This is a genomic window from Cupriavidus sp. PET2-C1, from assembly GCF_054515855.1.
This window is the reverse complement of sequence record NZ_CM137259.1, coordinates 4009737-4030112: the sequence shown is the minus strand read 5'-3', so window position 1 is coordinate 4030112 and position 20376 is coordinate 4009737. Positions and strand designations below refer to the sequence as shown.

Annotated in this window: 18 protein-coding genes; 17 read left to right on the top strand and 1 reads right to left on the bottom strand. The window is 62.8% G+C overall.

All coding sequences use genetic code 11. The features are described from left to right. Positions 1–58: 58 nt before the first annotated feature. The 7 genes from rpoC (at position 59) to rpsJ (ending at position 11776) form a co-directional block, all read left to right on the top strand. Entirely contained in the window at positions 59–4303 is a 4245-nt protein-coding gene (gene rpoC / locus ACX12D_RS18270; RefSeq protein WP_043350381.1) for a DNA-directed RNA polymerase subunit beta', read from the top strand. A gap of 284 nt (positions 4304–4587) precedes the next feature. Continuing rightward, entirely contained in the window at positions 4588–6453 is a 1866-nt protein-coding gene (recQ, locus tag ACX12D_RS18265; RefSeq protein WP_459372192.1) for a DNA helicase RecQ, read from the top strand. A gap of 355 nt (positions 6454–6808) precedes the next feature. After that, complete coding sequence (gene rpsL, locus ACX12D_RS18260; RefSeq protein WP_006162330.1) at positions 6809–7186, top strand: 30S ribosomal protein S12; 378 nt, start codon at positions 6809–6811, stop codon at positions 7184–7186. A gap of 226 nt (positions 7187–7412) precedes the next feature. Next, entirely contained in the window at positions 7413–7883 is a 471-nt protein-coding gene (gene rpsG / locus ACX12D_RS18255; protein ID WP_035876146.1) for a 30S ribosomal protein S7, read from the top strand. A 119-nt stretch (positions 7884–8002) separates the two neighbouring features. Continuing rightward, positions 8003–10105, top strand: coding sequence for an elongation factor G (gene fusA, locus ACX12D_RS18250; RefSeq protein WP_043350374.1), 2103 nt, complete (start codon positions 8003–8005; stop codon positions 10103–10105). Positions 10106–10182: 77 nt separating this feature from the next. Next, on the top strand, positions 10183–11373 hold the full coding sequence (tuf, locus tag ACX12D_RS18245; RefSeq protein ID WP_006164373.1) for an elongation factor Tu: 1191 nt from the start codon (positions 10183–10185) through the stop codon (positions 11371–11373). A 94-nt stretch (positions 11374–11467) separates the two neighbouring features. After that, the gene (rpsJ, locus tag ACX12D_RS18240) at positions 11468–11776 is read left to right on the top strand and encodes a 30S ribosomal protein S10 (protein ID WP_006160488.1); all 309 of its coding nucleotides are present in this window, start codon (positions 11468–11470) and stop codon (positions 11774–11776) included. A gap of 102 nt (positions 11777–11878) precedes the next feature. Here rpsJ and ACX12D_RS18235 read toward each other — a convergent pair whose 3' ends face one another. Continuing rightward, positions 11879–12892, bottom strand: a complete 1014-nt coding sequence (locus tag ACX12D_RS18235) for an AraC family transcriptional regulator (RefSeq protein ID WP_459372190.1) — start codon at positions 12890–12892, stop codon at positions 11879–11881. A 245-nt stretch (positions 12893–13137) separates the two neighbouring features. On the opposite strand from ACX12D_RS18235, the gene ACX12D_RS18230 reads away from it, so the two are divergent. The 10 genes from ACX12D_RS18230 (at position 13138) to rplV (ending at position 20376) form a co-directional block, all read left to right on the top strand. Continuing rightward, positions 13138–14367, top strand: coding sequence for a dienelactone hydrolase family protein (locus ACX12D_RS18230; protein WP_441637926.1), 1230 nt, complete (start codon positions 13138–13140; stop codon positions 14365–14367). Between the two features lie 113 nt (positions 14368–14480). Further along, positions 14481–15269 (top strand): SDR family oxidoreductase, encoded by a 789-nt coding sequence (locus ACX12D_RS18225; RefSeq protein ID WP_459372189.1) that lies wholly within the window; start codon positions 14481–14483, stop codon positions 15267–15269. Positions 15270–15342: 73 nt separating this feature from the next. Continuing rightward, complete coding sequence (locus ACX12D_RS18220; RefSeq protein ID WP_459372188.1) at positions 15343–16584, top strand: styrene monooxygenase/indole monooxygenase family protein; 1242 nt, start codon at positions 15343–15345, stop codon at positions 16582–16584. A 1-nt stretch (position 16585) separates the two neighbouring features. Further along, a complete protein-coding gene (locus ACX12D_RS18215) occupies positions 16586–17077 on the top strand; it encodes a flavin reductase family protein (RefSeq protein WP_459372187.1) in 492 nt (163 codons plus the stop codon). Between the two features lie 236 nt (positions 17078–17313). Further along, positions 17314–17964, top strand: coding sequence for a 50S ribosomal protein L3 (gene rplC / locus ACX12D_RS18210; protein WP_035870770.1), 651 nt, complete (start codon positions 17314–17316; stop codon positions 17962–17964). Positions 17965–17975: 11 nt separating this feature from the next. After that, on the top strand, positions 17976–18596 hold the full coding sequence (rplD, locus tag ACX12D_RS18205) for a 50S ribosomal protein L4 (protein ID WP_006160474.1): 621 nt from the start codon (positions 17976–17978) through the stop codon (positions 18594–18596). Beyond that, positions 18593–18907 carry a 50S ribosomal protein L23 gene (gene rplW, locus ACX12D_RS18200; protein WP_006160473.1) on the top strand — a complete coding sequence of 105 codons (315 nt, stop codon included), beginning with the start codon at positions 18593–18595 and terminating at the stop codon, positions 18905–18907. The genes rplD and rplW overlap by 4 nt, the downstream gene beginning before the upstream one ends. A 2-nt stretch (positions 18908–18909) precedes the next feature. Beyond that, complete coding sequence (rplB, locus tag ACX12D_RS18195) at positions 18910–19740, top strand: 50S ribosomal protein L2 (RefSeq protein ID WP_043350353.1); 831 nt, start codon at positions 18910–18912, stop codon at positions 19738–19740. 21 nt (positions 19741–19761) lie between these two features. After that, positions 19762–20037, top strand: coding sequence for a 30S ribosomal protein S19 (gene rpsS, locus ACX12D_RS18190; protein ID WP_006160471.1), 276 nt, complete (start codon positions 19762–19764; stop codon positions 20035–20037). Between the two features lie 9 nt (positions 20038–20046). Then, positions 20047–20376 (top strand): 50S ribosomal protein L22, encoded by a 330-nt coding sequence (rplV, locus tag ACX12D_RS18185; RefSeq protein ID WP_006160469.1) that lies wholly within the window; start codon positions 20047–20049, stop codon positions 20374–20376.

The window sequence follows — 20376 nt, the reverse complement described above, 5'->3', positions numbered from 1 at the left end:
AGGATGAATGCCGCGGGCCCGACATGCTGTCGGGCTGGCGGCGAAACAAGGAGTTGCAATGAAAGCATTGCTCGATCTCTTTAAGCAGGTTCAGCAGGAAGAGCAGTTCGACGCGATCAAGATCGGCCTGGCATCGCCAGAGAAGATCCGTTCGTGGTCGTACGGTGAAGTGAAGAAGCCGGAAACCATCAACTATCGGACGTTCAAGCCCGAGCGCGATGGTCTGTTCTGCGCCAAGATCTTTGGCCCGATCAAGGACTACGAGTGCCTGTGCGGCAAGTACAAGCGCCTGAAGCATCGCGGCGTGATCTGCGAGAAGTGCGGCGTTGAAGTGACGCTGGCCAAGGTGCGCCGCGAGCGCATGGGCCACATCGAACTGGCTGCGCCGACCGCGCACATCTGGTTCCTGAAGTCGCTGCCGTCGCGTCTGGGCATGGTGCTCGACATGACGCTGCGCGATATCGAACGCGTCCTGTACTTCGAAGCATTTGTGGTGCTCGAACCCGGCATGACCCCGCTCAAGAAGAGCCAGATCATGTCCGAGGACGACTACATCGCCAAGTGCGAAGAGTATGGCGAAGGCGAGTTCGTGGCCATGATGGGTGCCGAAGGCATCCGTGAATTGCTGCGCGGCATCGACATCGAAAAGCAGATCGAAACGATCCGCGCCGAGCTGCAGACCACCGGCTCCGAAGCCAAGATCAAGAAGTTCGCCAAGCGCCTGAAGGTGCTCGAGGCGTTCCAGCGTTCGGGCATCAAGCCGGAATGGATGATCCTGGAAGTGCTGCCGGTGCTGCCGCCCGAACTGCGTCCGCTGGTCCCGCTGGATGGTGGCCGTTTCGCCACCTCGGACCTGAACGACCTGTATCGCCGCGTCATCAACCGTAACAACCGCCTGAAGCGCCTGCTCGAACTGAAGGCGCCTGAAATCATCGTGCGCAACGAAAAGCGCATGCTGCAGGAAGCGGTTGACTCGCTGCTGGACAACGGTCGTCGCGGCAAGGCCATGACGGGCGCCAACAAGCGTCCGCTGAAGTCGCTGGCCGAAATGATCAAGGGCAAGGGCGGCCGTTTCCGTCAGAACTTGCTGGGCAAGCGCGTCGACTACTCCGGCCGTTCGGTCATTGTGGTGGGCCCGACCCTCAAGCTGCACCAGTGCGGCCTGCCCAAGCTGATGGCGCTCGAGCTGTTCAAGCCCTTCATTTTCCACAAGCTGGAAACGATGGGCATCGCCACCACCATCAAGGCGGCGAAGAAGGAAGTGGAAAGCCAGACCGCGGTGGTGTGGGACATCCTCGAAGAGGTGATCCGCGAGCATCCGGTCATGCTGAACCGCGCGCCGACGCTGCACCGCCTGGGCATCCAGGCGTTCGAGCCGGTGCTGATCGAAGGCAAGGCCATCCAGCTGCACCCGCTGGTCTGCGCGGCGTTCAACGCCGACTTCGACGGTGACCAGATGGCTGTTCACGTCCCGCTGTCGCTGGAAGCGCAGATGGAAGCCCGCACGCTGATGCTGGCCTCCAACAACGTGCTGTTCCCGGCCAACGGCGATCCGTCGATCGTCCCGTCGCAAGACGTGGTGCTGGGTCTGTACTACACGACCCGCGACAAGATCAACGGCAAGGGCGAAGGCCTGACGTTCGCCGACATCAGCGAAGTGATCCGCGCCTACGAGAACAAGGAAGTCGAACTGGCTTCGCGCGTGAACGTGCGTATCACCGAGTATGAACTGGTCGACAAGGACGCAGTGGGCGACGCCCGCTTTGCGCCCAAGATCACGCTGCAGGCCACCACGGTCGGCCGCGCGATCATGTCCGAGATCCTGCCGAAGGGCCTGCCTTTCTCGGTGCTGAACAAGCCGCTGAAGAAGAAGGAAATCTCGCGCCTGATCAACACCGCGTTCCGCAAGTGCGGCCTGCGCGAAACCGTGATCTTCGCTGACAAGCTGCTGCAGTCGGGCTTCCGCCTGGCAACGCGCGCTGGCATCTCGATCGCCATCGACGACATGCTGGTGCCGCCGCAAAAGGAAAAGATCATTTCCGACGCGGCTGCCAAGGTGAAGGAATACGACAAGCAGTACATGTCGGGTCTGGTGACCGATCAGGAACGCTACAACAACGTCGTGGACATCTGGGGCGCCGCCGGCGACCAGGTGGGCAAGGCGATGATGGAGCAGCTCCAGCACGAAGACGTGGTCGACCGTCACGGCAACACCGTGAAGCAAGACTCCTTCAACTCGATTTACATGATGGCCGACTCGGGCGCGCGCGGTTCCGCAGCGCAGATCCGTCAGCTGGCTGGCATGCGTGGCCTGATGGCCAAGCCGGATGGCTCGATCATTGAAACGCCGATTACGGCGAACTTCCGTGAAGGCCTGAACGTTCTGCAGTACTTCATCTCCACCCACGGCGCGCGTAAGGGCCTGGCGGATACGGCACTGAAGACCGCGAACTCGGGTTACCTGACCCGTCGTCTGGTCGACGTGACGCAGGATCTGGTGGTGGTGGAAGACGATTGCGGCACGACCAACGGCGTGGCCATGAAGGCCCTGGTCGAAGGCGGTGAAGTGATCGAAGCCCTGCGCGACCGGATTCTCGGCCGTGTGACGGTGTCCGACGTGGTGAACCCTGAAACCCAGGAAACCGCGATCGAGGCCGGCACCCTGCTGGACGAAGACCTGGTCGACATGATCGACGCCATCGGCGTGGACGAAGTGAAGGTGCGCACGCCGCTGTCGTGCGACACGCGCTACGGCCTGTGCGGCATGTGCTATGGCCGCGACCTCGGCCGCGGCGTGCTGGTGAACTCCGGCGAAGCGGTTGGCGTGATCGCCGCCCAGTCGATTGGCGAGCCGGGCACCCAGCTGACCATGCGTACGTTCCACATCGGCGGCGCGGCATCGCGTTCGGCCGTGGCATCCAGCGTGGAAGCGAAGGCAACCGGTACCGTGCGTTTCACGGCGACCATGCGTTACGTCACCAATGCGAAGGGCGAGCTGATCGTCATCTCGCGTTCGGGCGAAGCGCTGATCACCGACGACCACGGCCGCGAGCGCGAGCGCCACAAGATCCCGTACGGCGCCACGCTGCTGGTGCAGGACGGCCAGGCCATCAAGGCTGGCACGCAACTGGCCACGTGGGACGCACTGACGCGCCCGATCGTGTCGGAGTACACCGGCACGACCAAGTTCGAGAACGTCGAAGAAGGCGTGACTGTCGCCAAGCAGATGGACGAGGTCACCGGCCTGTCGACCCTCGTGGTGATTGATGCCAAGCGCCGTACGGCTGCCACCAAGGGCCTGCGCCCGCAGGTGAAGCTGCTCGACGCCAACGGCCAGGAAGTGAAGATCCCGGGCACGGACCACTCCGTGACCATCGGCTTCCAGGTCGGCGCGCTGATCACCGTGAAGGACGGCCAGCAGGTGCACGTGGGCGAAGTGCTTGCACGTATCCCGACCGAATCGCAAAAGACCCGCGACATTACCGGGGGTCTGCCGCGTGTGGCCGAGCTGTTCGAAGCGCGTTCGCCGAAGGATGCCGCCGTGCTGGCGGAAGTCACCGGCACCACGTCGTTCGGCAAGGACACCAAGGGCAAGCAACGCCTGGTGATTACGGACCTGGACGGCAACGCCCACGAGTTCCTGATCACCAAGGAAAAGCAAGTCCTGGTGCACGATGGCCAGGTGGTGAACAAGGGCGAAATGATCGTGGAAGGTCCGGCGGACCCGCACGACATCCTGCGCCTGAAGGGCATCGAGGAGCTGGCGCACTACATCGTCGACGAAGTGCAGGACGTGTACCGTCTGCAGGGCGTGAAGATCAACGACAAGCACATCGAAGTGATCGTGCGCCAGATGCTGCGCCGCGTGCAGATCGCGGATGTGGGCGACACCAAGTTCATCCCGGGTGAACAGGTGGAGCGTTCGGAACTGCTCGACGAGAACGATCGCGTGATCGCCGAAGGCAAGCGTCCGGCCACGTACGAAAACCTGCTGCTCGGTATCACCAAGGCGTCGCTGTCTACCGACAGCTTCATCTCGGCGGCATCGTTCCAGGAAACCACCCGCGTGCTGACGGAAGCCGCGATCATGGGCAAGACCGACGACCTGCGTGGTCTGAAGGAAAACGTGATCGTTGGTCGACTGATCCCCGCTGGTACGGGTCTGGCCTACCACCGTGCCCGCAAGGCGCGCGAGGCGGCCGAGCGCGAACGTGCCCAGGCGATCTCCGATGAAGAGCAATCGCTCTTCATCGAGCCGCCGGTGGTGCCGGCGACGACCGAAGGCGAGGGCGACGCGGTCTAAGACTGCCTGCCTGAACCTGCAAGCAAGCTGCATGAGAAAGCCCGGCCCTGGTGGCCGGGTTTTTTTTCGCCTGTAGCTATACCGCTGGTTTTATTTATTTTGATCTTTGTCGGCCACTTTTATTCGTCATGCTTATGTTTTGCCGCAGGCGCACGGACCGGTGCACCATGCGCCGCCAGGCGAAAGAAATCCGGGAACATTCGTCACAGGCCGAAGTAGTTAGCCGCGCCCTTGGTGGTATGGTTACGCCTTTCGCGGTCCCACCCCTTTTTTAAGCTGTTGCTATGTCGCGCGCCCTGGCGATTCTCAAGGATGTTTTTGGCTACCACGCCTTCCGCGGCCGGCAGGGGGAAATCATCGACCATGTGGCCGATGGCGGAGATTGCCTGGTCCTGATGCCGACCGGCGGCGGCAAGTCGCTGTGCTACCAGATCCCCGCGCTGCTGCGGCAGCGGGCCGGGCAGGGCACCGGCATCGTGGTGTCGCCGCTGATCGCGCTGATGCAGGACCAGGTCGCGGCGCTGTCCGAGGCGGGCGTGCGCGCGGCAGTGCTGAACTCGACGCTCAGCGGGGCCGAGGCTTCTGCGGTGGAGCGCGATCTGCTCGCCGGCCGGCTGGAAATCCTCTATGTGGCGCCCGAGCGGCTGATGACGCCACGCTTCCAAGACCTGCTCCAGCGTACCCGTATCGGCGTGTTCGCCATCGACGAGGCGCACTGTGTATCGCAGTGGGGCCATGACTTCCGACCCGAGTACATCCAGCTTTCGGTGCTGCACGAGCGCTTCCCGGAAGTGCCGCGCATTGCCCTGACGGCCACGGCGGATTCCGTCACGCGCGAGGAAATCGTCGAGCGCCTCGCGCTGCACGACGCCCGCGTCTTCGTCTCCAGCTTCGACCGCCCCAATATCCGCTATCGCATCGTCGAGAAGGACAATGCGCGCCAGCAGCTGTTGGCCTTTATCAAGGCCGAGCACCTGGCCACCGACGGCACGCACGACAGCGGTATCGTCTATTGCCTGTCGCGCAAGAAGGTGGAGGACACCGCCAGCTACCTCAGTGCCCAGGGCCTCAACGCGCTGGCGTACCACGCCGGCATGGATGCGGGCGTGCGCCAGCACCACCAGGCGCGTTTCCGCGAGGAAGAGGGCGTGATCATGGTGGCCACCATCGCTTTTGGCATGGGCATCGACAAGCCGGACGTGCGCTTTGTGGCGCACCTGGACTTGCCCAAGAGCATGGAGGGCTACTATCAGGAAACCGGCCGTGCCGGCCGCGACGGGCTGCCGGCCAACGCCTGGATGGCCTACGGCCTCGGCGACGTGGTTCAGCAAAAGCGCATGATCGACGAGTCCGAGGCAGACGATGCGCACAAGCGGGTCTCGTCCGCCAAGCTCGATGCCCTGCTCGGGCTGTGCGAGACGGCCGGCTGCCGCCGCGTGCGCATTCTTGGCTATTTCGACGAAGCCAGCGAACCCTGTGGCAACTGCGACACCTGCCTGGAGCCGCCCGCCACCTGGGACGGCACGCGTGAAGCGCAGATGGCGCTGTCCTGCGTCTACCGCACGGCGCAGGCCAGCCGCGTACATTTCGGCGCGACCCATATGGTCGACGTCCTGCGCGGCAACGCGTCGGAAAAAATCCGTCAATGGGGCCATGACAAGGTCTCCACGTTTGGCATCGGCGCGGACCGTTCGGTCTCCGAGTGGCACGCCATTTTCCGCCAGTTGATCGCCCACGGCCTGCTGGTGATCGACCATGGCGGTCACGGTGCCCTGCTGCTGGGCGACGCTGCCCGCGCGGTGCTCAAGGGCGAGATGCCGATCACCCTGCGCCGCCAGGTCAGCAAGCCAGCCAAGAGCGGCGAGCGTGGCGCGCGCGGCTCCGCCGGCACACGCACTGACCATACCGCCGGCATGGACAGCGAGGCATTGGCCAACTGGGAAGCGCTGCGCAAGTGGCGCACCGAGACGGCACGCGAGCACGGCGTGCCGGCCTATGTGATCTTCCATGACGCCACGCTGGCCGAGCTGGCACGCAGCGCGCCGGATTCGTTGACGGCAATGGCCGAAGTCCCCGGCATCGGCGCCGCCAAGCTGGAGCGCTACGGCGATGCCATCCTGGAAGCGCTGGGCGCCGTGGAGGACTTTTGAGGCCTTGCCCGGGCCTAAGCCGACCAGTGCGCTTCTGTCAGAAGCTGCTTGACGGTTTACGTAGTCGCTGCTAGCATGTCAGATTCGAGTTTTTGGCTTTGGATTTCGCTCGCCTGTCGTAATTGTGGCCCTCGGTTCGCAATCGGCAAGCCCGCCAGGGGATCGTGTGATGCTCTGGTGGTGTGGTCGCAGCGGGATCCCAGGCGAGCTCGCGCTCTTTGGCCAGTCTGTTCCTCCACAGGTCCGTCTCAAGAGCGCTCGCTCACTTTTCCCGCCCAAAACCCGTCGTTGCCTCTTCGGCCCATTGCTTGTGGCCCCAGGGGTGTTTTTCCGTAAAACCAAGCTGGATTGAACAATGCCAACTATCAACCAACTGGTTCGCAAGCCGCGTGTCTCTGAAGTCGTCAAGAGCAAGAGCCCGGCGCTTGAGAACTGCCCCCAGCGTCGCGGCGTGTGCACCCGTGTGTACACCACGACGCCGAAGAAGCCGAACTCGGCACTGCGTAAGGTCGCCAAGGTGCGCCTGACCAACGGTTTCGAGGTCATCTCGTACATCGGCGGTGAAGGCCACAACCTGCAAGAACACTCGGTCGTGCTGATCCGCGGCGGCCGTGTGAAGGACTTGCCGGGTGTGCGTTACCACATCGTCCGTGGCTCGCTGGACTTGCAAGGCGTGAAGGATCGTCGCCAGGCACGTTCGAAGTACGGCGCGAAGCGTCCGAAGGCTGCTTAAGGCTAACGCCAGGCAAGCCGGGCACAAAGCCCGAAGCAACAAACGATGGCCTGTGGCGGTTGCGTCATGGTGCTGTCACCAGGCGGCGGTACAACGGAGCGTTTATGCGCCGTGCCGTCGAGTAAGTGGTCACCCGGCGAATTTGCCTCAATGGAAGGCAAGCTAGTTGGTGGCCGGAGAGCGGGAAATCATTGCCGCGCTCTCAACTGAATCTAAAGGAAAGAAGATGCCACGTCGTCGTGAAGTCCCCAAGCGGGATATCCTGCCCGATCCGAAGTTCGGTAACGTTGAAGTTGCCAAGTTCATGAACGTCCTGATGCTGGACGGCAAGAAGTCGGTTGCCGAACGTATCGTTTATGGCGCGTTCGACCAGATCGAAAAGAAGGCAGGCAAGGCCCCCGTTGAAGTGTTTTCCGTTGCGATCAACAACGTGAAGCCGGTGGTCGAAGTGAAGAGCCGTCGCGTGGGCGGCGCCAACTATCAGGTTCCGGTCGAAGTCCGTCCGTCGCGTCGTTTGGCATTGGCGATGCGTTGGTTGCGCGAGGCCGCGAAAAAACGCAGCGAGAAGTCGATGGCGCTGCGCCTGGCAGGTGAGCTGCTGGAAGCTGCGGAAGGCCGCGGCGGCGCGATGAAGAAGCGCGACGAAGTGCACCGCATGGCCGAAGCCAACAAGGCGTTCTCGCACTTCCGCTTCTAAAGCGCGCGAGTTATACGCGGTTGGTTGCCGGGCGGGCTGTGTTTTCACACGCTCGCCCGTTTGTGTTACGGGCGTTGGCAATGAGATGCCGGCGTCTCACGGACGAATAGAGGATTAAAGTGGCTCGTAAGACTCCCATTGAGCGCTACCGCAATATCGGTATCTCGGCTCACATTGACGCGGGTAAAACCACCACGACCGAGCGTATCCTGTTCTACACCGGTGTGAATCACAAGATCGGTGAAGTGCACGATGGCGCCGCCACGATGGACTGGATGGAGCAGGAACAGGAGCGTGGCATCACGATCACCTCCGCTGCGACCACCGCCTTCTGGAAGGGCATGGCCGGCAATTACCCGGAACACCGCATCAACATCATCGACACCCCGGGCCACGTGGACTTCACCATCGAGGTGGAGCGCTCCATGCGCGTGCTGGACGGCGCATGCATGGTCTACTGCGCAGTGGGTGGCGTGCAGCCCCAGTCGGAAACCGTCTGGCGCCAGGCTAACAAGTACGGCGTGCCGCGCTTGGCCTTCGTCAACAAGATGGACCGTACCGGCGCGAACTTCTTCAAGGTCTACGACCAGCTGAAGACCCGCCTGAAGGCTAGCCCGGTTCCCGTCGTTGTGCCCATCGGCGCCGAAGACACCTTCAAGGGTGTGGTCGACCTCATCAAGATGAAAGCGATCATCTGGGACGAGGCCAGCCAAGGCACCAAGTTCGACTACGTGGACATCCCGGCTGAACTGGCCGACTCGTGCAACGAATGGCGCGAGAAGATGGTCGAGGCAGCTGCCGAGTCGAACGAAGAGCTGATGAACAAGTATCTGGAAGAGGGCGAACTGTCCGAAGCCGAGATCATCAAGGGCCTGCGCGACCGTACCATCGCCTGCGAAATCCAGCCGATGCTGTGCGGCACCGCGTTCAAGAACAAGGGCGTGCAGCGTATGCTGGACGCCGTGATCGACTTCCTGCCGTCGCCGGTCGACATCCCGCCGGTCACCGGCGTGGACGACGACGACAAGGAAACGTCGCGCCGTGCCGCGGACGACGAAAAGTTCTCCGCTCTGGCGTTCAAGATCATGACCGACCCGTTCGTCGGCCAGCTGATCTTCTTCCGCGTCTATTCGGGCAAGGTCAATTCGGGCGACACCATCTACAACCCGGTCAAGAGCAAGAAGGAGCGCCTGGGCCGGATTCTGCAGATGCACGCCAACCAGCGCGAAGAAATCAAGGAAGTGCTGGCAGGCGACATCGCCGCCGCGGTTGGCCTGAAAGAAGCCACCACGGGCGACACGCTGTGCGATCCGGACCACATCATCATCCTGGAACGCATGGTGTTCCCGGAGCCGGTGATTTCGCAGGCTGTCGAGCCGAAGACCAAGGCTGACCAGGAAAAGATGGGCATCGCCCTGAACCGCCTGGCACAGGAAGATCCGTCGTTCCGCGTGAAGACCGACGAAGAATCCGGCCAGACCATCATTTCGGGCATGGGCGAGCTCCACCTCGAAATTCTGGTTGACCGCATGAAGCGCGAATTCGGCGTGGAAGCCACCGTGGGCAAGCCCCAGGTTGCGTACCGCGAAACCATCCGCAAGACCTGCGACGAAGTGGAAGGCAAGTTCGTCAAGCAGTCGGGCGGCCGTGGCCAGTACGGTCACGTGGTACTGAAGCTCGAGCCGCAAGAACCGGGCAAGGGCTACGAATTCGTCGACGCCATCAAGGGCGGCGTGGTTCCGCGCGAATACATCCCTGCAGTGGACAAGGGCATTCAGGACACCCTGAACGCCGGCGTTCTGGCAGGCTTCCCGGTGGTCGACGTCAAGGTCACGCTGTTCTTCGGTTCGTACCACGATGTGGACTCGAACGAAAACGCGTTCAAGATGGCCGGCTCCATGGGCTTCAAGGAAGGCATGCGCCGCGCAAGCCCCGTGCTGCTCGAGCCGATGATGGCCGTGGAAGTGGAAACGCCCGAAGACTTCATGGGCAACGTGATGGGCGATCTGTCGTCGCGTCGCGGCATTATCCAGGGCATGGACGACATGGTCGGCGGTGGCAAGATCCTGCGCGCGGAAGTTCCGCTGGCAGAGATGTTCGGCTACTCGACCTCGCTGCGTTCGGCCACGCAAGGCCGTGCTACGTACACGATGGAGTTCAAGCACTACGCTGAAGCTCCGAAGAACGTAGCCGACGCCGTGATCACGGCACGTGGCAAGTAAGTAAAAAATCCGCCGCCGCGCGTTGTGCGCGGCGGCACTATGAACACGACATACTGGTTTCGATTAGGAGCTGAAAAATGGCAAAGGAAAAGTTCTCGCGGACTAAGCCGCACGTGAACGTTGGTACGATCGGTCACGTTGACCATGGTAAGACCACCCTGACGGCAGCAATTGCTACGGTGCTGGCAGCCAAGTTTGGCGGTTCGGCCAAGAAGTACGACGAAATCGATGCAGCGCCGGAAGAAAAGGCACGCGGTATTACCATCAACACCGCACACGTCGAGTACGAAACGGCTAACCGCCACTACGCCCACGTTGACTGCCCGGGCCACGCTGACTATGTGAAGAACATGATCACGGGCGCTGCGCAGATGGACGGCGCGATCCTGGTGTGCTCGGCCGCTGACGGCCCCATGCCCCAGACCCGCGAACACATCCTGCTGGCCCGCCAGGTTGGCGTGCCTTACATCATCGTGTTCCTGAACAAGTGCGACATGGTCGACGACGCCGAGCTGCTCGAGCTGGTCGAAATGGAAGTGCGCGAGCTCTTGTCCAAGTACGAATTCCCCGGCGACGACACCCCGATCATCAAGGGTTCGGCCAAGCTGGCACTGGAAGGCGACAAGGGCGAACTGGGCGAGCAAGCCATTCTGGCCCTGGCCGAGCAGCTGGACAGCTACATCCCGACGCCGGAACGTGCCATCGACGGTACCTTCCTGATGCCGGTGGAAGACGTGTTCTCGATCTCGGGCCGTGGCACGGTTGTGACCGGTCGTATCGAGCGCGGCATCATCAAGGTTGGTGAAGAAATCGAAATCGTTGGTATCAAGCCGACGGTCAAGACCATCTGCACTGGCGTGGAAATGTTCCGCAAGCTGCTGGACCAAGGTCAAGCTGGCGACAACGTGGGTCTGCTGCTGCGCGGCACGAAGCGCGAAGACGTCGAGCGCGGCCAAGTGCTGTGCAAGCCGGGTTCGATCAAGCCGCACACGCACTTCACCGGCGAGGTCTACATCTTGTCGAAGGACGAAGGCGGCCGTCACACCCCGTTCTTCAACAACTACCGCCCGCAGTTCTACTTCCGTACGACCGACGTGACTGGCTCGATCGAGCTGCCGAAGGACAAGGAAATGGTCATGCCGGGTGACAACGTGTCGATCACGGTCAAGCTGATTGCCCCGATCGCCATGGAAGAAGGCCTGCGTTTCGCCATCCGTGAAGGCGGTCGTACCGTCGGCGCCGGCGTCGTGGCAAAGATCCTCGACTAAGCAAACTTCCTGGAGCAGGCTGGCGGTACAATACCGTCGGCTTGTTCCCATGTTCCAGGGCGCACGCCGCCCATCGCTCTTTTAAGGAAATATCATGCAGAACCAGAAGATCCGTATCCGCCTGAAGGCTTTCGACTATCGCCTGATCGACCAGTCGGCAGCCGAAATCGTGGATACCGCCAAGCGCACCGGCGCGATCGTCAAGGGCCCGGTGCCCCTGCCGACCCGTATCCAGCGCTTCGACATCCTGCGTTCGCCGCACGTCAACAAGACGAGCCGTGATCAGTTCGAGATCCGTACTCACCAGCGCCTGATGGACATCGTCGATCCTACCGACAAGACCGTTGACGCACTGATGAAGCTCGACCTGCCGGCCGGCGTCGACGTCGAAATCAAGGTGTAAGGTATTCAGCACAAGACCGCCCCAAGCGGTTTTGCGCAAACAAAAACGGCGAACTTCGGTTCGCCGTTTTTGTTTTTGCGTTCCCACCTGAACGAATGCGGCCTACGCCGGCCCGCGCCGGCGCAGTGTTTGCCCCGGCGGTTCGCCGAAACTCTTGCGGTATTCCACGCTAAAGCGTCCCAGGTGGCTGAAGCCCCAGCGCAGGGCCGCAGCCGTGACCGAGTCGATCGCCGGGTCGTTCAGCAGGTCATGGCGAACACGTTCCAGCCGCACCGCGCGCAGGTAGGCCATCGGGCTGATGCCGCGATGCTCCCGAAAGCCTGCATAGAGTCCACGCAGGCTCACACCGGCGATTTCCGCCAGCAGGGCGGGGGTCAGCGGCGCCTGCGCGTGGGCATGGATGTACTCCTCGACCTGCTTCACGTGGCGCGGCGCCAGCGGTTTGCCCCGTGCCCGCATCGCCTCGGCCAGGCTGTGGGGCTGCACAGTCAACAACGTCCCGATCACCAGCTGCTCCAGCTGGCAGGCAGTCAGCGGATGCCGCGCCGCGTCCGGCGCCAGCGCCAGCAAGTCCGCCACGTAGTGCATCAACTGATACCAGGCCGCCAGGCGGCGCCAGCCCATCCCAAGCTCAAAGCGCAGCGGCGCCTGTGACCGATGGCCGAGGTGCGCAGCACATACCCGCTCCAGCGCACCGCGCTCCACGCGCACGATCAACTGGTCGCTATCGTGGCTCCAGCGCATCCGCACGGGGTCGCTCGGCGTGAGCACCGAGGCCATGTCGCGGTCGGAGAGGATCTGCTGCTGGCCGCAATGGATCTGGGCATGGCCCGCCAGCGGCATCTGCACCAGCAGGAAATCATCGAGCGGCCCCGGCTCGATCTGGACCTCCGCGCCGTAAGCCAGCCGGTTGAAGGACACGGCGCCAAGCGGCGCATGATGCATGCGGGCAGCCAGCGTCGTGCCGCCGATGGTGAGTTTGTGCGGCTTGAAAACCGTACCCACCGCTGCGCGCGTCTGGGCCTGGTCGGTCGAGGCGAAGACCAGCCGGGTGGGGTCGGATAGCAGGGCGCCTGCCAGCGGCTCGGTGGCCGTGGCCGCGGGGGGCTGCGGCATTGTCTCGCTCCTCGGCGTCATTGGCGCGCCGCTTGGTACTTAGTACGTTGGGCCCGGCCAGCCTGCGGACGGATTCCTTCACACCACTATAGTGGATCGCTTCCCGGCGCCCCTTGTCCGCGCCGGCATTTTCCTGCACTAATCGGATAGCCGCTGCAGCACGCGGCTAGTTTGCTGCGGTGCGGATCGCCCATGATGGAATCCAGCACGGCAGCCCCAACCCCCAAAACAAAGGAGCGCAGCCCATGGGCCAGACTATCCAGATCCACGCCGCCGACGGCGCATTCAACGCCTACCTGGCCACGCCCGCATCGGGCAAGGGACCCGGCATCGTGTTGTGCCAGGAAATCTTCGGCGTCAATGCCACCATGCGAGCCGTGGCGGACTACTACGCAGAGGAAGGCTACACGGTACTGGTGCCGGACCTGTTCTGGCGTATCGCCCCCGGCATCGAACTGGGCGATCGCGGCGAGGACTTCCAGCGCGCCTTGGGCTTGTACCAGCGCTTCGATGAGGCCCTCGGCGTCAAGGACGTTGGTGCGGCGCTGGACGCGCTACGCGCCCGGCCTGAATGCGTGGGCCAGACCGGGGTGCTCGGTTTTTGCCTGGGTGGAAAGCTCGCCTATCTGGCTGCCTGCCGCCTGGACGGCGTGGCCTGTGCCGTAGCGTACTACGGCGTTGGCATCGAGCGCGCGCTGGACGAGGCGGCCAATATCCAGGGGCGGCTGGTGCTGCATGTGGCTGAGCGCGACGGCTTCTGCCCACCCGAGGCGCAGGCGCAGATCCGCGCAGCCCTGGGCGGCAAGGACGGCATTGAGTTGTACGTCTATCCGGGCGTGGACCACGCGTTCGCGCGCACCGGCGGCGAGCATTTCGACCACCCATCGGCGCTGATGGCGCATCAGCGCTCGATAGCCGCGCTGCGCGCAGAGATGGGCCCGCACTACGATTTCTCGGCGCTCTGGGACAAGCACTGCGAATACGAGTTCGCCACCCGCGACGTCGACGCCACGATGGCGACGATGGTGTCGGAGCCCTACGTGAACCATATCCCGACCATGACTGGCGGCGTCGGCCACCGGCAGCTCAAGCGTTTCTACCAGAACCATTTCGTCAACAGCAATCCGCCCGATACCAGCCTGATTCCGCTGTCGCGCACCGTGGGCGCCAGCCAGATCGTCGACGAGATGCTGTTCTGCTTCACGCATACCTGCGAGGTCGATTGGATGCTGCCTGGCGTAGCGCCTACCGGCAAGCGGGTGGAGATCCCCCTCATCGCCATCGTCAAGTTCCGCGGCGACAAGCTCTACCACGAGCATATCTACTGGGACCAGGCGAGCGTGCTGGTGCAGATCGGCATGCTCGATCCGGCCGGCCTGCCCGTGGCCGGTGTGGAGACCGCGCGCAAGCTGCTCGACGAAACGCTGCCCTCCAACACGCTGATGGCGCGCTGGCAGGAGAGCGAAGGCAAGTAAGGACCCGTACGGGCAAGTACCACGTCATCAAAGAAAAGCAAAAGGCCGCACCCGGCACGTGCAGTCGCAAGGCGGCAGCCGGGCAGCGTCCAAGACAACCAGGAGACAGCGTCATGAAAGGACTGCGGGACAAAGTGGCCATCATCAGCGGTGGCGCTACATTGATCGGCGCGGGCGTGGCCAGCGCCTTCGTCGAGGCCGGCACGCGAGTGGCCATTCTCGACATCGATGCCGGCGGCGGCGAGCGCGCGGCTGCCGCGTTGGGCGAGCGGGCGTTGTTTGTCCACACGGACATCACCGACGATGCCCAGGTGGCTGCGGCGGTAGCCCGGGTGAGCCAGCATTTCGGTGGCGTTGACTACCTGGTCAACCTGGCGTGCACCTATCTTGACGACGGTTTCAAATCAGGACGGCGCGACTGGCTTGCGGCGCTGGACGTCAACGTGGTTTCCGGGGTGATGCTGGCGCAGGCCGTGCACCCGGCCATGCGGGCTCGCGGCGGTGGCGCCATTGTCAACTTCACCAGCATCTCCGCCAATGTGGGGCAGACCGGCCGCTGGCTCTATCCGGCTTCGAAGGCCGCCATCCGGCAGCTCACCCGCAGCATGGCGATGGATCTTGCGCCCGATGGTATCCGGGTCAACGCCGTTTCTCCCGGCTGGACCTGGTGCCGGCTGATGGACGAGGTCAGCGGCGGCAACCGTGAGCGCACCGATCGCGTGGCTGCGGACTTCCACCTCCTTGGCCGCGTTGGCGAGCCCGACGAAGTGGCCCAGGTCGTGTTGTTCCTCTGTTCCGACCACGCCAGCTTTGTCACCGGCGCGGACTATGCGGTGGACGGCGGCTACTCGGCAATGGGACCCGAGCAGAACGTGCCCGCCATTCCCAGGCTGGCCGATTGAAGCTGGCATCGAGCATCCCCCCACCAAATCCGGGGCTTCGATTTTCATCCTGAACACCCAGTAGGAGATTGCCATGAGCCAACGCATTGCCATCGTCGGGGCGGGCCAGTCCGGCCTGCAGATGGCCCTCGGGCTGCAAGCCAAGGGCTATCGGGTCACACTGCTGACCAACCGAACGCCGGACCAGGTCAGGGCGGGCAAGGTCATGTCCAGCCAATGCATGTTCGATCGCGCGTTGCAGGCCGAGCGAGAGCTTGGACTGAACTGGTGGGACGATCTCTGTCCCCCTGTAGAAGGCATTGGCTTGGCGATTCCGCATCCGGAGCAGGCTGGCGCCAGGCTGATCGACTGGGCCGCCCGGCTCGAGCGCCGGGCGCAGGCCGTGGACCAGCGCCTCAAGATGCCAGCCTGGATGGAGGCCTTCGCCGAGCGTGGCGGTGACCTGCGCATCGCCGATGCCGGCATCGATGAGCTCGAAGCGCTGACGCTCGAGCACGATCTGGTCCTGCTCGCCGCCGGCAAAGGTGAAATCGTGAGCCGCTTCGAGCGTGACGCCGCGCGCAGTCCGTTTAGCGCACCGCAACGCGCGCTGGCCTTGACCTATGTGAACGGCATGACGCCGCGCACGCCGTATTCGCGGGTTTGCTTCAACCTGATTCCTGGCATCGGCGAGTACTTTGTCTTCCCCGCGCTCACCTTGAGCGGGCCTTGCGAGATCATGGTGTTCGAGGGCATCCCCGGCGGACCCATGGACCGATGGGCCGAGGCGCGTACGCCCGAGCAGCACCTGGCGGAAAGCCTGCGCATCCTCCGCACGTGGCTGCCGTGGGAAGCGCAACGTTGTGAAAACATCACACTGACCGATGAGCAGGGCATCCTCGCGGGCCGGTTCACGCCAACCGTGCGGCATCCGGTCATGACGCTGCCGTCCGGCCGGCTGGTGTTCGGCATGGCGGACGCGGTCGTGGTCAACGACCCCATTACCGGACAGGGCTCGAACAACGCCGCCAAATGCTGCAAGGTCTATCTGGAGGCGATCGTCGCGCGCGGCGATCGTGCCTTCGATGCCGCCTGGATGACGCAGACCTTCGCCAGCTACTGGCAGTACGCAGGCGACGTCGTGAACTGGACCAACTCGCTGCTCACGCCACCTCCGCCACATATCCTGGCATTGCTGGGCGCGGCCGGGCAGGCGCCGGCGCTGGCCGCACGCATCGCCAACGGCTTCGACAACCCGCCAGACTTCTTCCCCTGGTGGGCCGACCCCACCGCCTGCCAGCAGTTGATCGACCGGCATCTGCCGCAGGCAGCCTGAGATGGACGCCGCCTGTGCTGTGCTCGACCCCAAGGCACTGCGTCACGCTTGTGGCCGTTACGCCACCGGCGTGGCGGTCATCGGGGCCTGCGGTGCCGATGACCGCCCCATTGGCCTGACCATCAACTCCTTTGCCTCGCTATCGCTGGCGCCGCCGCTGATTCTGTGGAGCCTCGCCTTGCGTTCGCCGAACGCGGCGCGTTTCACGCCAGGGAACCCCTTCGGCGTGAGTATTCTGCGGGCGGGGCATGGCGAGCTCGCCCGGCGCTTTGCGAAACCCGCTGACGACAAGTTTGCCGGAGTCGCCCATTGGCGATGCCAGCGTGGCGTGCCTTATCTCGATGATGCCCTCGCCACCCTGGCGTGCCGGGTGGAACGCGCCGACGCTGTCGGGGATCACTTGCTGATCGTGGGTCAGGTGGAGGGGTTTGAGGTAGGGGAGGGCGAGCCGCTGGTGTTCTTTGGCGGGGAATTTGTGCAACTGGGGCGATAGAATCACGCGGAAACGCTGCAAAACAACACCGCCCCGTACGCCACCTCATACTTGTCAATCCACGCTTGCTCTTTCCAAATCTACGCGATATAGTGTAAGGCTACCCGTTTGTCTATGGGTAGTGGGCTGGCCAGATTGGCCGCGCGCAGTCTTCTTCAGCGCAAGCCCCGCACTGCAAACACTGTTTTCGTGTATCAATCAGCCCCGGCCAATCGCAGCTGGGAATGGAGCAAACCATGAGCCTTGGCCTTGTAGGTCGCAAGGTTGGCATGACCCGTATTTTCACGGACGACGGCGATTCAATTCCCGTTACCGTGGTCGAGGTCGGCGACAACCGCGTGACACAAATCAAGACGGACGAGACCGACGGTTATACCTCGGTTCAAGTCACTTTCGGCGCACGCCGCGCTAGCCGCGTCACCAAGCCCCTGGCAGGTCACCTTGCCAAAGCTGGTGTTGAAGCTGGTGAAATCATCCGCGAATTCCGCATCGATGCCGCTAAGGCTGGCGAACTGCAACCCGGCGGCACGCTGTCGGTTGACCTGTTCGAAGTCGGTCAAAAGATCGACGTCCAGGGCGTGACCATCGGTAAGGGCTACGCCGGTACCATCAAGCGTCACCATTTCGCATCGGGTCGTGCCACCCACGGTAACTCGCGTTCGCACAACGTGCCGGGTTCCATCGGTATGGCGCAGGATCCGGGCCGTGTGTTCCCCGGCAAGCGCATGACTGGCCATCTGGGTGACGTCACCCGCACCGTCCAGAACCTGGAAATCGCCAAGATCGACGCAGAGCGCAAGCTGCTGCTGGTCAAGGGCGCCATTCCCGGCTCCAAGGGCGGCAAGGTTATCGTTACCCCGGCCGTCAAGGCCAAAGCCAAAGCTTAAGGAGCGAATCAATGGAACTCAAGCTCCTCCAGGACAATGGCCAGATCGGTGCAGGCGTTGACGCCTCGCCCGAAGTCTTCGGCCGTGACTACAACGAAGCCCTCGTTCACCAGGTCGTCGTCGCTTACCAGGCTAACGCTCGCAGCGGTAACCGTAAGCAGAAGGACCGTGAAGAGGTCAAGCACACGACCAAGAAGCCTTGGCGCCAGAAGGGTACGGGTCGCGCCCGTGCCGGTATGTCTTCCTCGCCGCTGTGGCGCGGGGGCGGCCGCATCTTCCCGAATTCGCCGGAAGAGAACTTCACGCAGAAGGTCAACAAGAAGATGTTCCGTGCCGGCATGCGCTCGATTTACTCGCAGCTCGCACGTGAAGGTCGTATCAACGTGGTGGACGGTTTCACCGTCGATGCGCCCAAGACCAAGCTCTTGGCCGACAAGTTCAAGGCCATGGGCCTGGACTCGGTGCTGATCATCACCGACAGCCTCGACGAAAACCTCTACCTGGCTTCGCGCAATCTGCCGCACGTGGCGGTTGTCGAGCCGCGCCAGGCTGACCCGCTGTCGCTCGTGCACTACAAGAAGGTGCTGGTGACCAAGGCAGCCGTCGCGCAGATCGAGGAGTTGCTGAAATGACGCAAGTAGCCAAGAACGATCATCGTTTGATGCAGGTGCTGCTCGCGCCGGTGGTTTCCGAAAAGGCAACCCTGGTCGCCGACAAGAACGAACAAGTCGTGTTCGAAGTCGCTCGCGATGCCAACAAGGCAGACGTGAAGGCGGCAGTCGAACTGCTGTTCAAGGTCGAGGTGCAGTCCGTTCAGATCCTGAACCAAAAGGGCAAGCAAAAGCGTTTTGGCCGTTTCATGGGGCGTCGCAACCACGTGAAGAAGGCTTACGTTTCGCTCAAGCCGGGTCAGGAAATCAATTTTGAAGCGGAGGCCAAGTAATCATGGCACTCGTCAAGACCAAGCCGACGTCCCCGGGCCGTCGCTCCATGGTAAAGGTTGTTAACCACAACCTGCACAAGGGCGCGCCCCACGCTCCGCTGCTGGAAAAGCAATTCCAGAAGTCGGGCCGTAACAACAACGGTCACATCACCACCCGCCACAAGGGCGGTGGTCATAAGCACCATTACCGTGTGGTCGACTTCAAGCGCAACGACAAGGACGGCATCGCCGCCAAGGTCGAGCGCCTGGAATACGATCCGAACCGCAGCGCCAATATCGCGCTGGTGCTGTTCGCCGACGGCGAGCGCCGCTACATCATTGCCACCAAGGGCATGGTAGTTGGCCAAGCGTTGATGAACGGCTCGGAAGCTGCGATCAAGTCGGGTAACAACCTGCCGATCCGCAACATTCCGGTTGGTACCACCATCCACTGCGTGGAAATGCTGCCGGGCAAGGGCGCTCAGATCGCTCGCGCCGCTGGCGGTTCCGCTGTGCTGCTGGCTCGTGAAGGCATCTACGCTCAGGTTCGCCTGCGCTCCGGTGAAGTGCGTCGCGTTCACATCGAATGCCGCGCCACCATCGGTGAAGTCGGTAACGAAGAGCATAGCCTGCGCGTCATCGGCAAGGCCGGTGCAAATCGTTGGCGCGGTATCCGCCCGACGGTTCGCGGCGTTGTGATGAACCCGGTGGACCACCCGCACGGTGGTGGTGAAGGCAAGACCGCTGCTGGTCGTGACCCCGTTTCGCCGTGGGGTACCCCGGCTAAGGGTTACCGTACCCGCAGCAACAAGCGCACTGCCAGCATGATCGTGCAGCGCCGCCACAAGCGTTAATCGGTAGGTAGGAGCCTAGACATGACACGTTCCGCAAAAAAGGGTCCGTTCTGTGACGCCCACCTGCTGAAAAAGGTGGAAGCGGCCTCAGCCGGCAAGGACAAGAAGCCCATCAAGACTTGGTCGCGTCGCTCGACCATTCTGCCGGACTTCATCGGCCTGACGATCGCCGTACATAACGGCCGTCAACACGTGCCGGTGTATGTTTCGGAAAACATGGTTGGCCACAAGCTCGGTGAATTTGCGCTCACGCGTACGTTCAAGGGCCACGCGGCTGACAAGAAAGCGAAGAGGTAAGGTGCCATCATGGAAGTGAAAGCGATTCATCGCGGTGCCCGCATCTCCGCCCAGAAAACGCGCCTGGTCGCTGACCAGATCCGCGGTCTGCCGATCGAACGCGCGCTCAACGTCCTGACGTTCAGCCCGAAAAAGGCGGCCGTCATCGTGAAGAAGGTGGTCGAATCGGCCATCGCCAACGCCGAGCACAACGAAGGCGCCGACATCGACGAACTGAAGGTCAAGACCATCTTCGTCGACAAGGCAACCTCGCTCAAGCGTTTCACGGCACGAGCAAAGGGCCGCGGCAACCGCATCGAGAAACAAACTTGTCACATCACTGTGACGCTCGGCAACTAA